The sequence below is a fragment of the Dyadobacter tibetensis Y620-1 genome, assembly GCF_000566685.1.
Classification (GTDB): Bacteria; Bacteroidota; Bacteroidia; order Cytophagales; family Spirosomataceae; genus Dyadobacter; species Dyadobacter tibetensis.
Map to the genome: position 1 here is coordinate 555066 of NZ_AZQN01000004.1, position 22063 is coordinate 577128.

General features: G+C 42.9%; 19 protein-coding genes. 16 read left to right on the forward strand and 3 right to left on the reverse strand.

Annotation, left to right across the window (positions count from 1 at the left end; all coding sequences use genetic code 11):
• Positions 1–58: 58 nt before the first annotated feature.
• Positions 59–616 carry a DinB family protein gene (locus X939_RS0114225; protein WP_025763958.1) on the reverse strand — a complete coding sequence of 186 codons (558 nt, stop codon included), beginning with the start codon at positions 614–616 and terminating at the stop codon, positions 59–61.
• A 234-nt stretch (positions 617–850) separates the two neighbouring features.
• On the opposite strand from X939_RS0114225, the gene X939_RS0114230 reads away from it, so the two are divergent.
• Both X939_RS0114230 and X939_RS0114235 read left to right on the forward strand, forming a co-directional pair.
• Entirely contained in the window at positions 851–1471 is a 621-nt protein-coding gene (locus X939_RS0114230; RefSeq protein ID WP_025763959.1) for a DUF4136 domain-containing protein, read from the forward strand.
• Positions 1472–1500: 29 nt separating this feature from the next.
• On the forward strand, positions 1501–2175 hold the full coding sequence (locus X939_RS0114235; RefSeq protein WP_025763960.1) for a hypothetical protein: 675 nt from the start codon (positions 1501–1503) through the stop codon (positions 2173–2175).
• Positions 2176–2252: 77 nt separating this feature from the next.
• Here X939_RS0114235 and pheA read toward each other — a convergent pair whose 3' ends face one another.
• Positions 2253–3326 (reverse strand): prephenate dehydratase, encoded by a 1074-nt coding sequence (gene pheA, locus X939_RS0114240; protein ID WP_025763961.1) that lies wholly within the window; start codon positions 3324–3326, stop codon positions 2253–2255.
• A gap of 66 nt (positions 3327–3392) precedes the next feature.
• Positions 3393–5267 carry a DNA topoisomerase IV subunit B gene (locus tag X939_RS0114245; RefSeq protein ID WP_025763962.1) on the reverse strand — a complete coding sequence of 625 codons (1875 nt, stop codon included), beginning with the start codon at positions 5265–5267 and terminating at the stop codon, positions 3393–3395.
• Positions 5268–5433: 166 nt separating this feature from the next.
• On the opposite strand from X939_RS0114245, the gene X939_RS0114250 reads away from it, so the two are divergent.
• The 14 genes from X939_RS0114250 to X939_RS0114315 all read left to right on the forward strand — a co-directional run bounded on the left by X939_RS0114250 (position 5434) and on the right by X939_RS0114315 (position 22045).
• Entirely contained in the window at positions 5434–8067 is a 2634-nt protein-coding gene (locus tag X939_RS0114250) for a polysaccharide biosynthesis/export family protein (RefSeq protein ID WP_229236062.1), read from the forward strand.
• Between the two features lie 5 nt (positions 8068–8072).
• A complete protein-coding gene (locus tag X939_RS0114255; protein ID WP_025763964.1) occupies positions 8073–9143 on the forward strand; it encodes a hypothetical protein in 1071 nt (356 codons plus the stop codon).
• Between the two features lie 9 nt (positions 9144–9152).
• Positions 9153–9980, forward strand: a complete 828-nt coding sequence (locus X939_RS0114260; RefSeq protein WP_025763965.1) for an ABC transporter permease — start codon at positions 9153–9155, stop codon at positions 9978–9980.
• A gap of 16 nt (positions 9981–9996) precedes the next feature.
• On the forward strand, positions 9997–11250 hold the full coding sequence (locus tag X939_RS0114265; RefSeq protein ID WP_025763966.1) for an ABC transporter ATP-binding protein: 1254 nt from the start codon (positions 9997–9999) through the stop codon (positions 11248–11250).
• The gene (locus tag X939_RS0114270; protein ID WP_025763967.1) at positions 11243–12325 is read left to right on the forward strand and encodes a DegT/DnrJ/EryC1/StrS family aminotransferase; all 1083 of its coding nucleotides are present in this window, start codon (positions 11243–11245) and stop codon (positions 12323–12325) included. The genes X939_RS0114265 and X939_RS0114270 overlap by 8 nt, the downstream gene beginning before the upstream one ends.
• Before the next feature lie 4 nt (positions 12326–12329).
• Positions 12330–14378 (forward strand): ArnT family glycosyltransferase, encoded by a 2049-nt coding sequence (locus X939_RS0114275; protein ID WP_025763968.1) that lies wholly within the window; start codon positions 12330–12332, stop codon positions 14376–14378.
• A 53-nt stretch (positions 14379–14431) separates the two neighbouring features.
• Positions 14432–15130, forward strand: a complete 699-nt coding sequence (locus X939_RS0114280; protein WP_025763969.1) for a WbqC family protein — start codon at positions 14432–14434, stop codon at positions 15128–15130.
• Positions 15131–15133: 3 nt separating this feature from the next.
• Positions 15134–15793: an acetyltransferase gene (locus tag X939_RS0114285; RefSeq protein WP_025763970.1), complete on the forward strand. Its 660-nt coding sequence runs from the start codon at positions 15134–15136 to the stop codon at positions 15791–15793.
• 67 nt (positions 15794–15860) lie between these two features.
• Positions 15861–17087, forward strand: a complete 1227-nt coding sequence (locus tag X939_RS0114290) for a glycosyltransferase family 4 protein (protein WP_025763971.1) — start codon at positions 15861–15863, stop codon at positions 17085–17087.
• On the forward strand, positions 17084–18067 hold the full coding sequence (locus X939_RS0114295; protein ID WP_025763972.1) for a glycosyltransferase family protein: 984 nt from the start codon (positions 17084–17086) through the stop codon (positions 18065–18067). The genes X939_RS0114290 and X939_RS0114295 overlap by 4 nt, the downstream gene beginning before the upstream one ends.
• Positions 18067–18846, forward strand: a complete 780-nt coding sequence (locus X939_RS0114300; protein ID WP_025763973.1) for a DUF5672 family protein — start codon at positions 18067–18069, stop codon at positions 18844–18846. Before X939_RS0114295 ends, X939_RS0114300 begins: the two co-directional genes overlap by 1 nt.
• A 14-nt stretch (positions 18847–18860) precedes the next feature.
• The gene (locus tag X939_RS0114305; protein WP_025763974.1) at positions 18861–19814 is read left to right on the forward strand and encodes a hypothetical protein; all 954 of its coding nucleotides are present in this window, start codon (positions 18861–18863) and stop codon (positions 19812–19814) included.
• Between the two features lie 27 nt (positions 19815–19841).
• Positions 19842–20720: a glycosyltransferase family 2 protein gene (locus X939_RS0114310; RefSeq protein WP_025763975.1), complete on the forward strand. Its 879-nt coding sequence runs from the start codon at positions 19842–19844 to the stop codon at positions 20718–20720.
• 20 nt (positions 20721–20740) lie between these two features.
• Positions 20741–22045: a hypothetical protein gene (locus tag X939_RS0114315; RefSeq protein ID WP_131694743.1), complete on the forward strand. Its 1305-nt coding sequence runs from the start codon at positions 20741–20743 to the stop codon at positions 22043–22045.
• Positions 22046–22063 lie beyond the last annotated feature (18 nt).

Below are 22063 nucleotides of genomic sequence, written 5' to 3' on the forward strand. Positions count from 1 at the left end.
TAGTAGATTCAAAAAAAGCCATTCCCTCCGGAATGGCTCCTTTAATTACATTTTAATATCAATAGTAGTCCGAATCACTTCCATAATGGTCATCCGAACCTAGGCTTCCCATTTCATCTTCTTCGGCGGGCAAACTCTTGAGCACCTTTTTGATCAGGCCTATTTGGCCAACATGATAGATATCGTGGTGCATAACACCGTGCACCAGGGTATAATAGGAGTATTCTCTGCCGGGAACATAGGTTTCCAGAAATGCATCAGAAGTTAGTTTCTGAAGTTCGGTAATCAATTCTTCCTGGGAAAGGCTAAGCTCCATCTGGAGAGCTTCCCATTCAAATTCATCCACAATAGGAAATTTCTTCCAGTCTTTATCTTTAGTGGTAATATCGAACTCCACATCTCCTTGCAGTTTGCGTACGGCAAAGATGCGCCAGGTAGTAAGGTGATAGACAATTTCCGCAATTGAATGCGAATTAGAGCTAACTCTTTTCTCCGCCATTTTGGGCGTAACGTCCCTTAGCGCTTCTACAAGGGAATTGCCAAACCACACCTCTTCACTTTCGTAGGTGTCGTTAAGCATATCGATGATTCTTAAAATTTCTTCCTTTGTTTCCATATAGTAATTCTAATACAAGCTGTCAATTTAACATTTTTTGTTTTAAAGAACCGAACCAAGGGCATCTCCTTATAGGTAATTTGGTTTCTACTCATAGTAAGTTAAGCGCCTTGCAACCATTTGAAGCCTTCGCTTGTCTCTTAAAATAAGCCTCCATAATCTGCGAAGGCATTATTTTTGGGTAAAATAAAATCTCGGAAATTAAATTTCGTTGTGTATAAAAATATTCAAACCATGAAAAACAAATTAATTAAAATTCCACTTTTCATTGCCGCTTGTGTCTTCTTTATTTCTGCCTGCAGCAAGGATCCTATTTCCGACCTATCTACTGAAGAGTCCCTGGTATATTATACGAATCGAGATAAGGCTGCTAATTTTCAACAATACAAAACCTTTAGCGTATCGGATTCCATCCTGGTGGTTCAAAATAACCGGAGCGGTTATGCACTCACCAACTTCGACAGGGATTTACTCTCTGGTCTGATTGACAATATGAAGGAACTCGGCTATACCTATGTAGGGCCCAACGACAAACCGGATATAGGATTGACCGCTTCTTATATTTCCAATACATACCTGAATGTGGCAAGCATTCCCATTTCTTCTTATTGGGGTGGATATCCCGGATATGGCGGTTATGGCTATGGATATCCCAGCTACTATCAATATTATCAGACCCAGGAGAGTTACTGGTTGGTATCGATGTTGGATTTTAAGAATGCCGATACGACCAATAAGAAATTCCCCGTGGTATGGAATGCACAAATCAAAGGCAGAGACATTGAAAATCCACAATTGGTCGACACGATGGTCAATTCATTATTCACTCAGTCGCCTTATTTGAAATTACAATAAACGCATCGCGCTAAAGCAACCCTATCAATATGAAAAATATAAAATTGAAGATATGGCTTCTGGCCATGGTACTGTTTGCAGGCTTCAGCAAGCATGCATGGGCACAACAGCAACCCAAATTATATACCCTGCCCTCTCCTTATGAGCGTTATACCTATTATTTGGCAACGGCCCGATTTGGTGGATCCATGCCGCTGGGGAAATTTTCGGAGCAATACATCGATAAATCATCGTTTCGGGATATTTCTGTTTCTCTAGAATGGGTACTCCCCAACCGTTTTTCTATAGGTGGGGAAATAGGTTCTAATTATTATGAGAAGAGACTGCCACGAGCACTATATGAATTTGGAGATCAGACCGTGTCGGCGATCCAAACCCGTACTCTGTCGCAGGTACCGATACAGGTATTTGCCAATTATCATCTGGCCCCTAAAAATGCCCGAATTCAACCTTATTTTCAGGTAAGCGGAGGCATCAGCCTGGTAGACTATAGCTTATATTATGGCAGCCTGGTCGATCAGTATCAAAAGATTAAGCCTACCTATGGAGTGGGCGTGGGCTCCAAGTTCCTGTTTAAGCCTGATGGGGCATTAGGAGCTGATATACGAATAAAGTATTCTGGTACGTCCATCAAGTATGATTATTTAGATGGAAATACCGCCACTATAGGTGCTTCTGTAGGCTTATTTTATCGTTGGTGGTAGTGCCGCCATTCTAAAGATTCCGTATGATAAGGTCCCGTGTTTCAAGTTGCACGGGACCTTTATTGTATTCCCCAATTCTAGGAAACACGCACATAGCTTCCTAACCATTTCAGATGGGTACCATATTTGTGCATGATTTCCTGAACGCTAGGATCTTCGATATGGCCCAAAAATTCCACCAAAAACCAGGCTCTGAAATTAGCTTCTCCCCGTACCGGACGACTTTCAATTTTGGTCAGGTTGATACCTTTATCATTGAAGTCTTTCAGGAAATCATAAAGTATTCCCGGGCGGTTTGTATTGGGCAGATTGGCAATAATGGTGGTTTTGTCCTCCTCACTTTTAGCATTTACTATATCTTTAGCTAAAATAAGAAAGCGGGTCTTATTCTGATCGCTATCCTCAATGTTTTCGTAGAGCATGGGAACCCCAAATATTCGAGCCGATATGGAGGAGCAGATAGCGGCAGCATCGGGTTCTTTTGCCGCCAGTTTAGCGGCACGGGAAGTAGAGTCTACCGGTATAATTTCTACCTGCTCTTCATCAAGATATTCCTTAATGAATTTACCACACTGTCTGAAAGCGATATCTTTGGAATATATTCTTTTAATATCTTTAAGGGAATCCGACTGTGAAACAAACGAAAAATTGATAGGCAACAATACTTCGGCTACAATGGTTAAATTCTTCTCCCGAAGATAATCTACGGTTTCAACCACAATACCCTCTTGATTATTTTCTATGGGCACTACGCCAAATTTAGCCCGGCCAGTTTCTACACTCTCGAAAACCGAATGGATGGTAGGAAGCACCAAATACTCACTCATAGCTCCAAAACGGCCCTCGGCAGCCTGATGGGTAAAACTACCTTCGGGACCCAGATAAGCTACGCGCTCAGGAAGCTCCAAATTTCGGGAGACGGCAAATATTTCAAAGAAAATGGCATCGATCGCTGCCCGGCTCAATAGTCCGGAATTATTCTTCTCCAATCGATCCAATATCTGTTTCTCACGCTCCGGGCGGTAAATAATGGCATTTGAGGAGCGCTTTAGCTCACCAACCTGCCTTACCACTTCCATTCGCTCATTGAGAAGTTGGAGCAACTGGTTGTCCAGGTCATCAATCTTATTCCTTAATGCTAGTAAATCCACTGTTGATTCTTTGTTATTTATAATTAATAGACCTTACGCGTATAAAAGGTCTTCTGCTTTCTATCGTTACATGGCCAGCGCCAGTTCTTCTACGGTCTTTTCAGTTTTTAGATTCTCAATAATAAATTTCTGACGGTCTGGAGTATTTTTACCCATAAAATAGGCTAATAGCTTTTGGATAGAAGTGTCCTTTTGCAAAATGATTGGCTCGAGGTGCATATCTTCCCCAATAAATTGTCCAAATTCACTCGGAGAAATCTCTCCTAATCCTTTGAATCGGGTAATTTCAGGCTTATTTCCCAACTTATTAATGGCTGCCTGCTTCTCTTCTTCCGTGTAACAATAGATGGTTTCCTTTTTATTTCTCACCCGAAACAACGGCGTCTCCAGTACATATAGATGCCCATTGCGAACAATATCAGGGAAGAATTGAAGAAAAAAGGTCATTAGCAAAAGCCTGATATGCATACCGTCCACATCGGCATCCGTGGCTATCACAATGCGGTTGAACCTAAGGTTTTCCACCCCATTCTCTATATCCAGAGCATGCTGCAACAGATTGAACTCCTCATTTTCGTACACAATCTTCTTGGTTAGTCCGAAGCAGTTCAATGGTTTTCCCCTGAGACTAAATACGGCCTGGGTTTGAATATTCCTAGATTTGGTAATGGATCCACTGGCCGAATCTCCTTCCGTTACGAATAGGGTAGATTCATAGCGTAGTTCATTTTTAATATCGGTCAGATGCAGCCGGCAGTCTCTAAGTTTTTTATTGTGTAGATTCGCTTTTTTTGCCCGATCATTGGCTAACTTTTTAATCCCGGCAAGCTCTTTTCGCTCCCGCTCCGACTGTTCGATGCGCTTCTTCATGGCATCTCTGGTCTCGGGGTGTTTATGAAGATAATTATCCAGCTGTTCCTTTACAAAATCATTCACAAAGGTACGCACAGTCGTACTGTTCGGGTCGGGAGTGATTGTATTGGACCCTAGTTTCGTTTTAGTCTGAGACTCAAACACGGGCTCCTGAACCCGTATCGCCACGGCAGCAATAATCGACGAACGTACATCTTCGGGGGCATAATCCTTTCCAAAATGCTCCCGGACCGCCCGAACGACGGATTCGCGAAAAGCACTCAAATGCGTCCCGCCTTGCGTGGTATATTGTCCATTCACGAAAGAATAATACTCCTCTCCATATTGATTTCCATGCGTCATGGCAAATTCTATGTCCTCCCCTTTAAGATGGATGATTGGGTAGCGGATAGCTTCAGGATCTGACTTACTTTGAAGTAAGTCTAAAAGTCCATTTTGAGAGATATATTTTTGCCCATTGAAAGTTATCGTTAGGCCTGCATTGAGGTAGCAGTAATTCCAGATCATATTATTCAGAAACTGAGGGATATACCTGAAGTTTTTGAATATTAAACCATCGGGCTCAAAAACCGTATGGGTTCCATTGCGCTGATTTGAAGGCTCTTCTCCAGACTCCTTTACCAGCTCACCCTGGTGAAATTCTGCCACCTTAGATTTACCGTCTCTGAATGAACTCACCTTAAAATAATTAGAAAGGGCATTGACGGCCTTGGTACCCACACCATTTAGTCCTACTGATTTTTGAAAGGCCCCAGAGTCGTACTTACCCCCCGTATTGATTTTAGAGACGCAGTCTACCACCTTTCCCAGTGGAATGCCTCGTCCATAGTCTCGTACTTCGACCCGGTGCTCGGAAATTTTTATATCGATGGTCTTCCCATTCCCCATCATATGCTCATCGATGGAATTATCTACAATCTCTTTTACCAGTACATAAATACCGTCATCAGTCGAGGAGCCATCCCCAAGCTTACCGATATACATCCCCGGACGTAATCGGATGTGCTCTTTCCAGTCCAGTGACTTAATACTGTCCTCGTCGTATTGAACGTTAGTCGAATTCTCCATATTAATATTCATTATTATCAATGCTACAGGTCGATAGAAAGTAAAATTTGTCGGGAGTCTTTATTATTTAAACTAGAATCGTAGCTTTGTATCACAAAGTACTTTTTTAACCGACTAATAGAAATTCTTTAAAAATAGGAAAAATCTAATTTACTTTGTCGAAAATATGAAAACCCAATACACACAAATGCGCCCATTGGACTGCAAAAGTAATAAGACCAATGATGGTTTAAATAAATTCAAGGGAAAACCTGGTACAATAACTCATTTTATGAACCGACTCAAGCTAATTTCCATCAGCAAGTACGCGCTTACCTATTTACTATTTTTCCTTCTTACCATTCCGGTTTTCTCTCAAGTAGTTGCTCCTTTGCCCACACAGGGGCCTACCTCCACTGGCGGACAGACTCAAGGCACGGGACAAACCGGAGCACCCCGGGGGAGTATTCCGGGCAGCAACCAACAAGGCCCCCAAGGACAACAGAATCAACCCGGACAGCAAGGCCAGCAGGGTAACCAAAGCAACCAGCAAGGTAACCAGCAAAACAACCAACAGGGCAATAACGAGGGTCAGAACCAAGCTGACGGAGATGGCGATGCCCAAAATAACGACGATCAGGGCAAGGTTAACAAAGGAACCACCAACGCCCTGTCGGCTGAAGAGCAAGCTAAGATGCTGATTCGGAATAAGATTTATGGATATTCAATTTTCGCTAATAAGAATTTCAATCCTATTCCCGACTTTCAGATAACCACTCCTACCAACTATATCGTAGGTCCTGGCGATCAGCTGAATGTTTATATATATAATTATGCAGAGGCCACTTTTGAGCTGACAGTCAATAGAGACGGTTTTGTAACTATCCCAAGGGTAGGTAATGTTTACGTCGCAGGAAGGTCGATTGAAGAGGTTCGTAAGATTATGATCGACAAGTTTGCCCGTTTCACTCCAGGGCTTATTGGCAGCGGGGGTCAAACGGCGCAAACCAAATTAATGGTCACCTTAGGGGACATTCGCAGCATTCAGGTCTATGTCTCAGGAGAAGTAATTAACCCTGGAGCCTACCAGATGACTTCCCTATCTTCGGCTTTCAATGCGCTTTATCAAGCGGGAGGTCCTAATGAAATTGGTTCATTCCGAGACGTTCGCGTGGTACGAGCTGGAAAGGTAATTACACATCTGGACATTTACGACTTCCTATCCAACGGGAAAATTGATGGAGACATTCGTCTACAGGAAAACGATAATGTCGTAGTAGGGTACTATCTGAAGCGGGTGGAAGTAGATGGACTAGTAAAACGACCAGGGTTGTTCGAATTGAAGCCCGGAGAAAAACTGCTCGACGCCATTAATTATGCGGGTGGATTTGCGGATAAGGCATATCGGGGTAGAATTAAAATTGAGAGAGTTACCACAACCGAGCGCCGTATGGTGGATGTTCCTGAATCTGAATTTGCAAATTTCGAATTGCAGACAGGCGATTTAATTAATGTAGAAACCATTCTGGATCGATTTGATAATATTGTCAGCATCGATGGGGCAGTTATGCGGCCGGGCAATTATGCCTTGGAAAATAGCGGATCCTTGAAAAAGCTGGTGGAAAATGCCCAGGGCCTTCGTGAAGATGCCTTCGTGGGCCGTATCAATGTTTTGAGAACCCGTACGGATCTGACAATTGAAAATATCTCTTTAAACTTTGCAGACATTCTTAATAATTCCGTTCCCGATTTGATATTGAACCGTCTGGATCAAGTAATTATTCCTTCTAAGTTTGAAATGGCCCAGTCGGCAAGTATATCCGTAGAGGGAGAAGTGAATAACCCTAAATTCTCTGAAAACGAAGGAAAATTCGCTTACACGTCCAATATGACACTGGAAGACGCTCTGCTGTTGGCTGGAGGGCTAAAGGAATCGGCATATGCTTCGGAAGTAGAGGTAGTGCGTAGGAAAAGAAACAGTCCGGCAGGAGCTGCGAATGCTCAGATTGCAGAGGTGTTCAAGTTTAATGTGGACCGGGATTTATCCATGAATAGTAATGAGAGTCACTTCGTACTCTACCCCTTCGACCAGATTATTGTACGTAAGTCACCCAATTATGTAGAACAGCAATCCGTATTTGTGGAAGGAGAAGTGTTAGTAAATGGCCCATTCAGTATTGTCAATAAAAACGATAAGATCAGTGATATTATCAATAGAGCGGGTGGACTTACCGAGCTTGCCTATCCAGAGGGTGCTACTTTGCTGCGTCGTACGGTTGTAACAAGCCTTCAGGACGCTACCGATTTTTTGGCCGAAGAAGCTAGTACCAAAAGTATCAAAGAAGGCAAAATAATTGGCGATCAACCCAATGTAAAAGAAGAGTCGATTGGTATCAAACTAAAGAATATCTTGAAAAACCCAGGCTCCTTTGAGGATCTTGTCGTGCAGGAAGGAGATATCATTCGTGTACCTAAGCGACTAGAAACGGTGCAGGTAAATGGGGCCGTTCTTTATCCGACAACGGTTAAATACGGTAAGGGACTTAATTTCACAGACTACATTTCGCAATCTGGAGGGTTTACGGTGTCCTCTCTTCGAAAAAGCTCTTATATCAAATACCCTAATGGAAATATTGATCGGACCAGGCGTTTCCTTGTCTTCAATGTTTATCCTCGTGTAGAACCCGGATCTGAGATATTTGTACCTCTTAGGGCTGCACCTACCCTAACCCCGCAACAAGCAATTTCGTCGACTACAGGTATATTATCGTCGATCATGACCCTAGTAGTAACAATTCTCGCTTTCCGCACGATTAACTAATTACCATGGCACAAAGCACACAGACCGTACCAGACGACCAACTTACACCCAAAGACGTGGTGGAGAAACTGATTCTAATCAAAGACTCCATTCTGAAGAACTGGAAATATATCCTCATATTCCCTTTAATTGGCTTAGGCATAGGATATGCCCTCGATCAGATACTAAAAAACCCCACCAAATATGAGGCGGTGGTCGTTTTTAACCTGGGAACCGGAGGACAGAACAGTGGCATCGGGGATGTTGCTGGCCTGCTTGGGCTAGGGTCGGCACCTGACGCCAATATATTTACTGGTGAAAACTTCTTCTATTTTGTTAAGTCCCGTCCCGTTTTGGAACGAAACTTAATGAAAGAAGTGGAGGTGGAAGGCAAAAAAATGATTTTGGCCAATTATTACATCCAGACCAGTGGAATTAAGCACGATGAATGGGAAGATCGTCCCGACATGCATAACTTTCAGTTCAAAGAAAGAGACCCTTCTAAACTAGAACTTAAGGATCGTGTGGTACTCAACGAGCTGGTGACGAAGGCTGCCGGGGATACCGAGATTGGAACCCTGGACCGAAAATCATCCTTTATTGCCCTGGCAACCAGCATGGAAAACGAGCTTTTGGCTGGTCTTTGGGTGACTAATCTGCTGGATACCGTTGAAGAAATGTATACGGAAAATCAAACCCAGAAAACTAGAAAAACCAGGGACCTACTTCGTCGGAGAGCCGACTCTCTGGCCACTGTGCTAGGCATAACTGAAAACAAACTTGCCAGGCAGATGGACAGTAATCAGCAACTGATATTTGCTGCCCCAAAATTACAAACCAGTAGTACGGAGCGTAAATCTACATTTATTCAGCAGCTATATTACGAAGCCTTAGGCAGTGTTGAAAAAATGAATGTTTCACTGGTTCGTGAATCACCACTATTCACTAAAATTGAAGACATTAAAGTGCCGCTCGACATGAAGTACGAAGAGGCTAAGCGAGCTAAAATTGGCGCATTGGCTGGATTGCTCATTGCTTTCGTTTTCATCTATTTCAGAACTGTGTTCACCTCAGTACCCAAACAAGAGCAACTATAAATCACTATCATGCAGCATAATATAACCATAAAGGCCGGTGGTTCGGAAAAAGATTACTGGAAGGATTTATGGCTCAACCGCCAGTTATTATTGATTTTATCTAAAAGAGATATTTCTGTTCGGTATAAACAAACACTTTTGGGAGTAGCCTGGAGCGTATTACGCCCTCTGATGACCATGACGGTCATGGTGTTTGTATTTAGTTACCTGGCCAAGATTAAGAGCGATCCGGGTATCCCCTATCCGCTTATGGTGCTGAGCGGCTTGACCATCTGGACATTTTTTGCGAATACCTTTACCCAGATCAGCAATAGTATACTAATCAATTCCAATCTGGTTTCCAAGGTCTACTTTCCCAGACTACTGATGCCCCTCAGCTCGATTGCTGTCGGATTGGTAGACTTTCTGATCACCTTCGGGATATTTTTACTACTCACGGCTTTCTTTCAGCATCCACTGAGTGTAAACCTGATTTACTTACCTTTTTTCGTACTCCTTACTTTCGTTACAGCACTGGGATTCGGTTTGTTTTTTGCCGTCCTGAATGTTCGTTTCCGTGACATAGGTCAACTGATCCCATTTATGGTGCAAGTGGGTATGTACGCTTGCCCTGTTGCCTATAGCAGTACACTTGCGCAAGGGACATGGTTCGAAAAATACTATAATCTTAATCCCTTGGTAGGGATTATTGATGGCTTTCGGTGGTGCCTTCTTGGCGATAAGGCTTATTTCAATCCCGATAGCCTTTATTCTACCGCTATTATCTCAACTACCGTATTGATACTTTCACTGATTTATTTCCGTAAAAAGGAAAATAGTTTCGTTGATCATATCTAATTAGCTATTTTTGTTTATGTCTGTAATTGTAGCTGAAAATATCAGTAAGAAATATATCATTGATCATCAAAAAAAGAGTGGGTCTTCCAGTCTTAAGGATATCGTATCCGAAAAATTTGATGGCATGTTCAAGTCAAAAGATGGATCCAACTCGACTAAAGAAGAGTTTTGGGCCTTAAAAGACGTGAACTTCAGTATCGAACAGGGCGACCGTATTGGTATTGTAGGTCATAATGGCGCGGGAAAGTCAACGCTTTTAAAGATTTTAAGCCGCATCACTGAACCCAGCACCGGAGAAATACGCATACAGGGGCGCATTGCCAGCCTCCTGGAAGTCGGTACTGGTTTCCATCCAGAGCTTACGGGCAGGGAGAATATCTTTTTGAACGGGGCCATATTGGGTATGGCTAAAAGAGAAATCAAGCAGTCATTCGATGCCATCGTTGATTTTGCAGGCGTAGAAAAATTTCTGGACACCCCTGTGAAACGCTATTCATCTGGTATGTATGTCCGTTTGGGTTTTGCTATAGCCGCCCACCTCAATCCAGAAATCCTTATTGTAGATGAAGTACTGGCGGTTGGAGATACGGAGTTCCAGAAGAAATGTCTGGGAAAGATGCGGGATGTCTCCGAAAGTGGCCGTACGCTTTTGTTTGTAAGCCATAACCTAACAGCAATTCAAGCCCTTTGTAACCGTGCCTTTTATTTTGAAAAAGGACGACTTATTGATCAGGGCGATACGACTCATATCGTCACCAATTATCTTAGTAAGGTATCGCATAAAACTCTGGAGAAACACTGGGATCATATCCATGATGCTCCGGGGAACGATGAGGTTCGTATCAAAAGCTTTAAGGTGACCCCGGAATATCAGGATAACCTTTCGCATATCGATGTTAGAACGCCCGTCGACTTCGAGTTTGAGTTCTGGAATATGGTGGAAGGAGCCAACTTGAATTTAAGTATGCATGTCTATACCTTCACAGGAGAATGTATTTTCAATGTAGGCACTACCTCTCAGCCATTTGGACAGGGTATAGTAAAAGGAGTATGCCGGCTTCCGGGAAACTTCCTCAACGATGGCTCTTATGTGGTATCCATGATGATCGTAAAAGACACCAGTACCGTATTGTATAATATGGAGGAGGCCCTCGTTTTCGACATTGAAGATTACCGGGAAAATGTTACTTGGTATGGCAAATGGCCAGGATATATTCGTCCTCAACTTGATTTTTCCATTCAACAATCTGAACATATAGTGAATGATTAACGTCACTAAAACCTTCTTACCCGACCAGGAGCAATATCTTAAATATGTGCAGGGGATTTGGGAGCGGGGTTACCTTACCAATAACGGGCCTTTGCTGCAGGAGTTGGAACAACAGCTCAAAGATTATCTAGGAGTAAACCAGCTCTACTTTTGTACGAATGGAACCATCGTTTTGCAGATTGCTATTAAGGCATTGGAACTAGGAGGTGAAATTATCACCACTCCCTTTTCTTATTGTGCCACCTCGAATGCCATTCTGTGGGAGAACTGTCAACCTGTTTTCGTCGACATAGATCCGAAGTCATTCAATATTAATCCCGAACTCATAGAAGCTAGTATTACGCCTAAGACAAGCGCCATATTAGCCACTCACGTATATGGAAATCCCTGTGATGTAGAGGCCATTGAAAGTATTGCTACTAAACACGGCCTACGCGTTATTTACGATGCTGCTCATGCCTTTGGGGTGATCTACAAAAACAAATCGCTACTCTCTTATGGGGACATCAGCACCTGTAGCTTTCATGCGACCAAGGTGTTTCATACGATCGAAGGAGGCGCCCTTATCTCCAACTTGCCTGAACTGGATGGGAAACTGCATCTGCTCAGGGCATTTGGCCACCAGGGTGATGAAGTATACTTATATGCTGGTATCAACGGAAAGAACTCCGAATTCCATGCAGCCATGGGCTTGTGCAACTTGCCACATGTAAAAGACATAATTAAAGCCAGGTCCGAAATTTTTGACTGGTACGACCAAGGACTTAATTGGGACTTTATTTCCCGACCTACCCTTGCGGAAGGTGTGGAATATAACTATGCCTATTACCCGGTAGTATTTGAGTCTGAGACAATACTAAAAGGGGTACTGGAAGCTCTTAAAGTAGAAGATATTATTCCACGGCGCTATTTTTATCCGTCGTTGAACACCTTGGAATTTATGCCCGATGCCGCTAGCTGCCCGGTGTCCGAAGATATTTCGCTTCGGGTGATATGCCTGCCGCTTTATGTAGGATTGCCCCAGGCCGATGTAATAAGAATCTGTAATATTATTAACGATTATCTGTCGCCATAATCTTATGGTTATTTTATACTGGATTACCTTTATTGCTTTTATTTTTGGAATTGGATGGGTGGCTTCTAGGATCGCTCAATCTTCCTTGTCCGAATGGATAATCACAGGCTTTGTCCTTTTCACGGGCACAGTCGTCCCCTCGGGCTTCCTGCTCTCAGCCTTAGACCTTACTGCCAGCACCCCTGCTTGGATACTGTGCAATTATTTAATTTTAAGTCTTCATTATTTTCTGTGGAAACGGCTGTTAAGCAACGCTAAACCGTTTGAAATAGGTGCCCTGCTAAAAGACCGTGCACGTACCTTTAAGATTTGGTTTTCAGAGCTGTCAGCTTATCTGAAATTCCTTTTCCTTCTCCTATTTGCGACTTTTGCTCTGGTTGCAATTACCAATCTTATATTGGTAATATTTACTGTCCCCAACGAATGGGACAGCATGACAGGCCACCTCAACAGGGCTGTTCGTTATATACAGCGTGGCACCATGGCTCACTTCGGAGGAACCAATTGGAATATGGATACCTACCCGAAGAGCGTCACTGCTATTCAGATCTATACCTATCTGATTAGTGGAAAAATCGAAAATGCCTTTAAATTTATTCACCATCTCTCCTATTATGTCACCCTGGTATCCGTCTTTGGTATCGCCCAGCGAATAGGGAGAAATTTGTCGGCCAGTATTTTTTGTGCCTTAGCTTATGGCTTTTTCCTGGATTTTTTAATGCAGGCCGTTACCACCGAAACAGACAGTGTGCTCACAGCCTATCTTAGCTGTTTATTATACTTTTTATTTACATATTATGCCACCCGGAATAACAAATATCTGTATCTGTCCGGCATGGTTTTCGGCTTGGTTCTTGGCCATAAGGTTACCTTTGTTCTGTTAATGCCTTCTGTTTTCGTCATTATGTTGTATACGGTGTTTCTGGCACCAAACTTCTCCGTTTTCTTTCAGAGGTTTTATAGACTGGCCCTAGCCATCGTACTGGCTGTTATGGTATATACCTTACCCACAGGATATATTAAAAACATTCAAACTTTTGGTCATCCCATTGGCCCTCCCACTGCGCTGAAACATCAGTCCGTAGAGCGTGCTGGTACCATTCAGAATCTATTGAAACAAGGTAGTCGTAATGTCGTGCGCTATGGCTACGACTTCTTTAATCTGGATGGCATAAGAAATGCGCAATGGGGCTACGATCTGAATACCACCATCCGGAAGCCGATCGTATGGCTGGAAGACCGACTGAATTTACGCCTAGATGAGGAGACGTCATATTCCATAGTACCCTTTTCCTTTCAACGTAGATTCGACTTTTATAATGCCAACCCTTATTGGGGTGTTTTCGGCTTTGCCCTTATACTCCCGCTCATTTTATTAGTCCTACTACGGGTCCTATCATCGAGGGTGCACTGGTTTCTTGCTCTGGCGTTTGTACTGCATTATATGGCCATATCTTATTCAGCCGCCTACGATCCGTTTAAAGGCAGGTATTTTATTGAAACAGGGTTGTTTGGGGTCCTCTTCCTGCTCTTACTGTTTAGCAATCACCGACTTTCAATCTTAAAGCCGCGCAGGAAAATTTGGAAAGGATATATCGCCTTGGTGGTAATTTTAGGCTGTATTTCTGCAGTCATGTCTGTTTATCTGAACGTTCGCTGCCTACCCATCTCAGCATACGGTCACCAATCTGCACTCACCATGGACCGCATTGAATTTCAGACCTTTGCCCGTCCTGACATTACCCAAGCTTATAAAAACTTCGACTCCATTGTTCCTCAGGATGCTGTGGTAGCATTAGCCACCATTAACGATGATTTTGAATATCCACTGTATGGGAAGAAACTGACACGAAAGTTAATAACAATCAATCCCTTCGAACAAGGATTGCAGCCCATACCAGAAGAAGCGGAATATTTATTTTATGATCGCAGCGTGGTAAACGATACCAGTCGGATTAAAGCATTACCTACTGATATACGCCTGGGCTCCGACACGACCATGGTCAATCTTATTGTAAAAGGCGAAGATCATTATCTTCGTAAATTAAAATAAGCCCATTTGTAACAGCTTCAGGCTGTTACCCTAAGCTTAAAACCACACGCCCTATGACTTTAGGAATTATGCAGCCCTATATATTCCCTTATATAGGATATTTTCAACTGATCAGAGCCGTAGACAAGTTTGTCGTTTACGACGATGTGAACTTTATCAACAAAGGCTGGATCAACCGCAACCGGATATTGGTAGGGGGACAAGCGCATCAGTTTACGATTCCACTTAAGGAAGCGAGTCAAAATAAGTTGATCCTTGAAATTGAAATATCCAAAGATCAGTCCTGGAAGAAGAAGTTACTGAAGACTTTGCAACAATCATATCAGAAAGCTCCTTATTTCGACTCCGTTTATCCGGTAATCGAAGAAATAATCCAGGCTCCACATACCACTATAGCCCAATTGACCGTTTCTGCTCTGGAGCGGCTTTGTAAGTTAATGCAAATTGATACTGAGATCGTCCCTACCTCTACCCTATTTAATAATACTCACCTTAAAGGCCCGGATCGAATTTTGGATATCTGCAAACAGGTTGAAGCAGATCGTTATATCAATGCCATAGGTGGAATGGAACTTTATGATAAAAAACGTTTTCAAGAGGAGGGTATAGGCCTGGCATTTATTAAAAGTAAGCCCATTTCTTACCAACAACTAAAAAATGAACACATTCCTTGGCTTTCAATCATAGATATCCTTATGTTTAATGAACAGAAAGAATTGAATGGGTTTTTAGATCATTACGAATTAGTTTAATATATGTCCAAAGTAATCATTTTCGGAGTACTAGATACGGCCGAGCTCGCACACTACTACCTTCAAAACGACTCTGAGCACGAGGTGGTTGCCTTTACGATTAACAAGGAATACATCGAATCTACGGAGTTCAAAGGATTGCCGGTGGTGCCATTTGAAGATATTGAAAAAACATACGATCCTGCCGAATATAAATTTTTTGCGCCCATGACCGGGCGAAATATGAACCGGAATCGAGAAAATATCTATCAGCAGGGTCTGGATAAAGGATATGACTTCATTTCTTATATTAGCTCTAAAGCGACCATATTTGACAGGAGTCTCATAGGCAAAAATTGCTTTATATTAGAAGACAATACCATCCAACCATTTACCACCGTAGGCAATAATGTGGTGATGTGGAGTGGGAATCATATAGGTCATCATGGTAGAATTCAGGACCATGTTTTCTTCACCTCTCATGTGGTACTCTCAGGTCACTGCGTAGTAGAATCTTACAGCTTTTTTGGTGTCAATAGTACGATTCGTGATTATACTAAAATCAGTCAGGGGACGCTTGTTGGGATGGCATCTGCCATCACCAAGGAAACGGAGGAATGGGGAATATACATAGGCAATCCCGCTAAAAAGGTTCCTGGAAAAAAGAGTTATGAGGCATATTAAGCATGTGTATTTTTCAGTTGCACCAACAGAAAATATTGATCAGGAAGATTCTTAAAGCGGTAGGTTCATGACGCAGAAAAAAATATTATTTGTTTGCCACGATGCCAACAGGGCAGGGAGTCAATTATTACTCCTCCAACTGATCAGGCTGTTAAAGGAACGTAATGTACCTATGCACCTTCTCCTATGTGATGGGGGGGAGCTGGAAAAGGAATTTGAACAGGTCATCAGCATCACACGTCATTACCACCAGAACCCCGATGGAACTACCCAACCCATTACCGATAAATTCTTAAAAAAGGTTAGTCTTTACAAACTCTACGAGGAATATAATATTCAGAAAGCTAACGACCGTACCATTGCGGAGCTAAAAAGCCAGAACATTGGGGTGCTTTTTATCAATTCGGTGGCCAATGCTACGGTCTATCATGATTTCCTTAGGTTTTTCCATGATCTCCCGGTAGTCCTTTTCGTCCATGAACTGGCCATGTCAGTCAAGATTTACTCGGACGAAAAGCACCTAGGCTTCCTCCTCCGAAAAACGGATCACCTCATTGCTGTAGCCCAAACCGTAGCCAACTTTTATGTTAAGAAGTATGATTTCCCGATACGGAATGTCAGTACTTTTACCCTGATCGATCACGAACTGATTGATCAAAAGACGGCACATATTCAACATGGTGTTTTAGAAACTAATTATAAAATACCCCAGGAGGCCATCATAATTGGGGGCTGTGGGAATGCCGAATGGAGGAAAGGGAACGATATATTCAACTGGATAGCACGTAAAGTGATCCAAACTACCAGCCCATTACCCGTCTATTTTGTATGGGTAGGAGCGGGTCCGCAACATGAGATCTATGAGCTTATCGAAAGTGATATTCGCCTTATGGGACTTTCTGATAAGATTATATTGATTCCACCGACCCCCCATGTACTGGACTACCTGAACCGCTTTGATGTATTGCTACTTAGCTCCAGGGAAGACCCCTATCCTCTGGTAGTACTGGAAGCGGCCCTGCAAGAGATTCCGGTGATCTGCTTTAAGGACGCAGGAGGAGCTCCTGAACTTATCGAAAAAGATGCAGGTTTTGTAGTCCCATTCCTAGATATCGATGCCGCTGCTGAAGCGGCAATTAAATTGGTCCTAGACCCTGCCCTTCGCGACAGCATGGGCCAAAGAGCCCGCCAAAAAGTACTGGAACGACATAATACCGTCAAAAGCATCGGTAATATAGAAGCCATCATTCAAAAGTTTATACCTTTGCAGGTTTCGGAAAAGCAGAATCAATGACCATTGCCTTTACTATTTGTTCGATCAATTACCTGGCTCAAGCCCGTACGCTGGGAGACTCCCTTAAAAGGACGAATCCAGATGTTCAGTTCTTCATAGGACTGGTCGACAAACTGGAAGGAGTAGCCTTCGAAGAAGCCTACCTTCCGGAATATCCGATGATTGAGATCGATAAAATCGAGATTGAAGCGTTTCAGGAAATGGCCGATCGGTATAATATCACGGAGTTGAATACCGCTGTAAAGCCATTTTATTTCACCTATTTCTTCAGGAATTATTCCGACGCAACAAGGGTTATTTATTTTGATCCTGATATAATTATCTACCAACCTCTTACGGAACTATTGAATCGGATCGACCAGTTTGGTGCCGTACTCACCCCTCATATCCATAGTCCTATAGAGGATCGGCTCACACCCAACGAGCTTCATCACCTCAACACGGGAATTTACAATCTGGGTTTTGTTGCTTTTGGACGAAACCAGGCCAACATCGATTATCTGAAATGGTGGGAGGAAAAGCTCCGCTATGAATGCTATATAGATTTATGCAATGGGTTATTCACTGACCAGCACTGGATGGACTTTCTGCCTATTTTCGTTGACGGGGTTCATATAGAAAGGAGTCCCGGATATAATGCCGCCTATTGGAATTTGCACGAACGTACTTTCTCGAAGACAGAGAAGGGATTTATGGTTAACGAAGAATATCCTTTAATTTTCTTCCATTATAGTGGTTACGATCCGGCAAAACCTGATATTCTCTCCAAATATCAGGATCGCTTTGAACTGGCACAACGGCCCGACCTTACGGAGCTTTTTTCTATCTATCGGAATCAATTGGTTGACTTGGGTAATGCCTATTATCGCAACTTTCCCTGCTGGTATATAAAGCCTGTGACAGTAAAACGTTATGTAAGGGTACGGAAATGGATGAAAAAACCATTCGAATACGTAATTAATCAGTTACAAACTACTTAATGAGAGAACTGGTTACCGTTGCCATTCCCCTTCTGAACGCAACACTATCACCCACAGAAGAGGACATTCTCGCTAATAGCATGTCTATGTTGAGACAATATCCCATCATATGGCTCTGTGCCGAAGGAACTACCCCTCCTGCACCTGACTGTATGCAAAATACAACTACGTCGGTATTTCACTTTCCAGTAAAATATTTCGAATCGAAAGCTGCATTTTCTAAGCTGCTACTCATGCCCGATTTTTATGAGCGATTCAGCTGGGCGGAGAATATGCTCCTACATCCACTTGATACTTGGATGATAAAAAATGAACTACATTACTGGTGTAAGCAAGGATACGACCTGTTGATGACCGCTCCCAACTGGAACCAGAGCACGATAAAGGATAATCTTGCCGGACAGTTTGCCAGATTTACGGGTCCCAGCCTCAGCCAGAAACAAGCCTTAGGCAATGCTTTTAACGACTCGGGCTTTTTTCTTTGCCATATCGAGAAAATCTCGGCAGCCATTCAGGCCACCAAAAAGGAGGCCTATGCCTACCGCCATGACAACAGCATCGCCAATGCCGACCTGGTATTCTTCGAACTGGTACCTAATCGTATTCTACCACGTTTGAGAAAACCCACGCGTATAGTACAAAAGTTCTTTGCCCAGCAGCTGACCGTTGCCGAAATGCTGATTAGTGGCAAGTCTAAAAATATTCCCTTCGTAATCACCGGCGTCAAGCAACCCTCTGACATCGAAAGGGTCAAACAAATTACATCCATCAGCCTCTAATAGAGTCGACGAACATGAATATATTTTATACTGTTTGCAATCGTAACTCACTCTGTCATGCCTTAGCCCTTGCTGAGTCGGTTAACCGCCACCATCCCAACGACAAATTTGTTTTGGGCTGGGTGGATGACGTAATCCCGCCCCAGTTGCCTGAAGGAGTAGAATTAATGGAGGCCAATAAACTGGAAATACCACAGTGGGAGTCTATGAAGACACATTATTATACGTACGAATTGCTCCCAGCCACTCGCCCATGGTTTGCCAGTAAGCTTATAAATCAAGTGAGTACCAACGATCGTCTAATATTTTTGGCTCCTACCATGTTACTTTGGATGGACGGTAACAATCTCCTAAACCGATCTGAAGATGCCTTATTTACCCCTCAGATTACTAGACCACTGGCCAGCAGCGAAGCCCTAAAAGATCACCAAATATTAAATACGGGGATGTTTCATGCGGGTTCCTGGATGCTTAGGGACACTACCCAAACCAGGACCTTCCTGCAGTGGTGGGCCGACCGGACACAGGATAGGGCCTTCTTCGATCTTTGTAATGGAATGTGTATGGATCAATTATGGCTTAATTTCGCCCCAATTCACATACATAGCTGGGGTAAAATGGATGAGGATAGCTGGCATTATGGTCTCAATAAAATTCCCTTACGTGATTTATCCCTACAAGGCCAACAGCCCTATGTCGGAAGGACGGCGGTGGTTGCTACAGATTTTGCTGGCCTGACCTTTTACGATCCTATCTGGTCGGATTATAATGGCACCATTAGGGGTAAAAATGGGTTCAGTACCCTGTTCAATGCTTACCAATTGCAGCTCGACGGCCTCAAAACAGTATATGGCCTGGGCGGCAACCCTGGTTATGGAAAGATAGCACAAATCAGTGCCAACCGGAATCTGCGCAACCATATGGCAAAGAAAATAAAATCGATCACCACTTTTATTGACAATTACTAGCTCATTTTTCGTTAGCTATAGGAATATATGACCTTTTTAAAAACACATACACAAGGATTAAGGGACTTACTAAGCTCGAAACCTGCCCAGTCGCCCCCCATCAATAAGGAAGAATTTCCTAAACTGACGATCATCACGCCCTCATACAATCAGGCTGATTTTCTGGAACGTACTATTTTAAGTATATTAAACCAAGGGTATCCCAACCTGGAATATATGATAATCGATGGAGGGTCCACCGATCATAGTGTAGAGGTGATTCGTAAATACGAAAAATACCTGGCCTACTGGGTTTCCGAGAAGGATAAGGGCCAGGTAGATGCGATTAACAAAGGGCTGGCTCGAGCCACTGGAGATTACATAGCGTTTCAAAACTCAGACGATGTGTACTTTCCCGGAACCTTGATACGGTTTGGAAAGGCAGCAATCCAAAAAGCCGATGACATCCTTTTTGGAGACTTATTTATGATCGACACAGATGATGAAGTAATTGAACTCCTTAAAACGACCTCCTACAGTCTGAGGTGTCAACTTTTAGAAGGTATGCAAATCCACAATCAATCTCTGTTTTTTAAAAAGAAGTTGGTAGATCTATACGGCCCATTCGACCCTAAATATCGTTTCGCATTCGACTATGAATTTATCCTACGGTATACCATCCATGAACAGGCCAGTGTCCGAAAGGTGGATGGACTGGCTGGAGCATTGCGCATCCATGCAGATGCTAAGTCGTCTACCATAGCCACAGTGGGAGTCAGTGAACATGAGCAGATCAAAAAAACATATCTTGACATGAGTTCTGTAGCACCCAGCAAATTAAACTACCTTTGGTGCAGAATTCGCAAGATCTTGTATTTTGCAGGCAGCTTCGATTTTAAATACATACTATATAGGACCAGCAAATGAACTGGAGTTTATTAAACGTTTTGCAAAATTTTACATACCTGCGGTATTCCCTGGGTATTATGATGATGTTCAATGGTTTTCCTCTGATTTTTTTTATTCGGGACACCTTGAAAATCGGGCCGGCCAGCAGTGTATTCACCGCTGCATTTATGATACTGGCTCTTTTGCTAATGACTCCTACCCATCTTTTCAAAAGGTTATATAAACCCAATCCTATACTATTCAATCTGGGGGTAGGTTTCCTCTTTATTGCTTTTTACTATTTCTGGTTTATCAATGCCTCAGGCAAGCCTGTGGCCGATATAGGTAACTTTGTTTTTACGGGCGCCTTTATCGTGTTATTATTGCATATGCCCAATGACATAAGGGACACCTTATTGATCATGATTTTCCTGGTCTCACTTTTTGCTAATCTCACCTTAGTATATTCACTTCTGACCGATCCTAACTGGACTCCGGGGATGCGGGCTGCCGTCAATTTCTCTAATGAGGAAGCACAACCGGGAGGCAATCCACATATCACCGCCAGGAATGGAGTGATATGTTTAGTATCGGCCATGGTCCTGCTCAGTCAGACGAAGGGTGTTCTGACCAAAATATTTCTTTTCTTTTGTGCCTTATTTAGTATAGGGGTGGTTATACTTTCCTTGGCCAAATCAAGCTACCTGGGTATAGGCCTTATGATTGGCGCCTATCTGATTTTCAAATTCAAATCTAGGAATATACTCACCGCTATTGGAGGACTTTTCAAATTCAGCAACCTGTTGATATTAGTAGCAATATTGATCGGAATAAATTATTTTCTGAGCCGATATGGAGATATTTATTATCTGGTCATGGGCTATTGGGACGTTTTTGAAAATCGAATCATGGACGTTATCTTCACCTCTACCGGATTACGACTCACCGAAACCGCCGATGTTGACCATTCGGCCATGGGCCGGGTGAGTGGCTTTGGAACCTTCGTAGAAACCTTCTATTCTTGGCATGCTTTTCTAGGTCGGGGATATAAATATGAGTACCTCGATGTACCCATCCTGGAGTCATTTGTAAATCATGGCATCATTGGCTTTATATTCTTTGCGGCCTTCAATATATTTCTTTTTATATTCGCAATCAGAGAAGTAAAGCGTAGTACCAATACACTTAGCACATTTCTTGCCTATTTTTTTATTTCCATGTCCATCCTTCTGGCCACAGGAGGCCGCCCCTATGACGTTACCTTTTGGTTTCCATACGCGGTCATGATTCGTTTTCTAGGAATCAATTATTCTAGTGAGCCCCATCCAGCACCTGAGGAAAAACAGTTGTCCCCAGCTATTTAGGTCATTTTTTAGTATAAA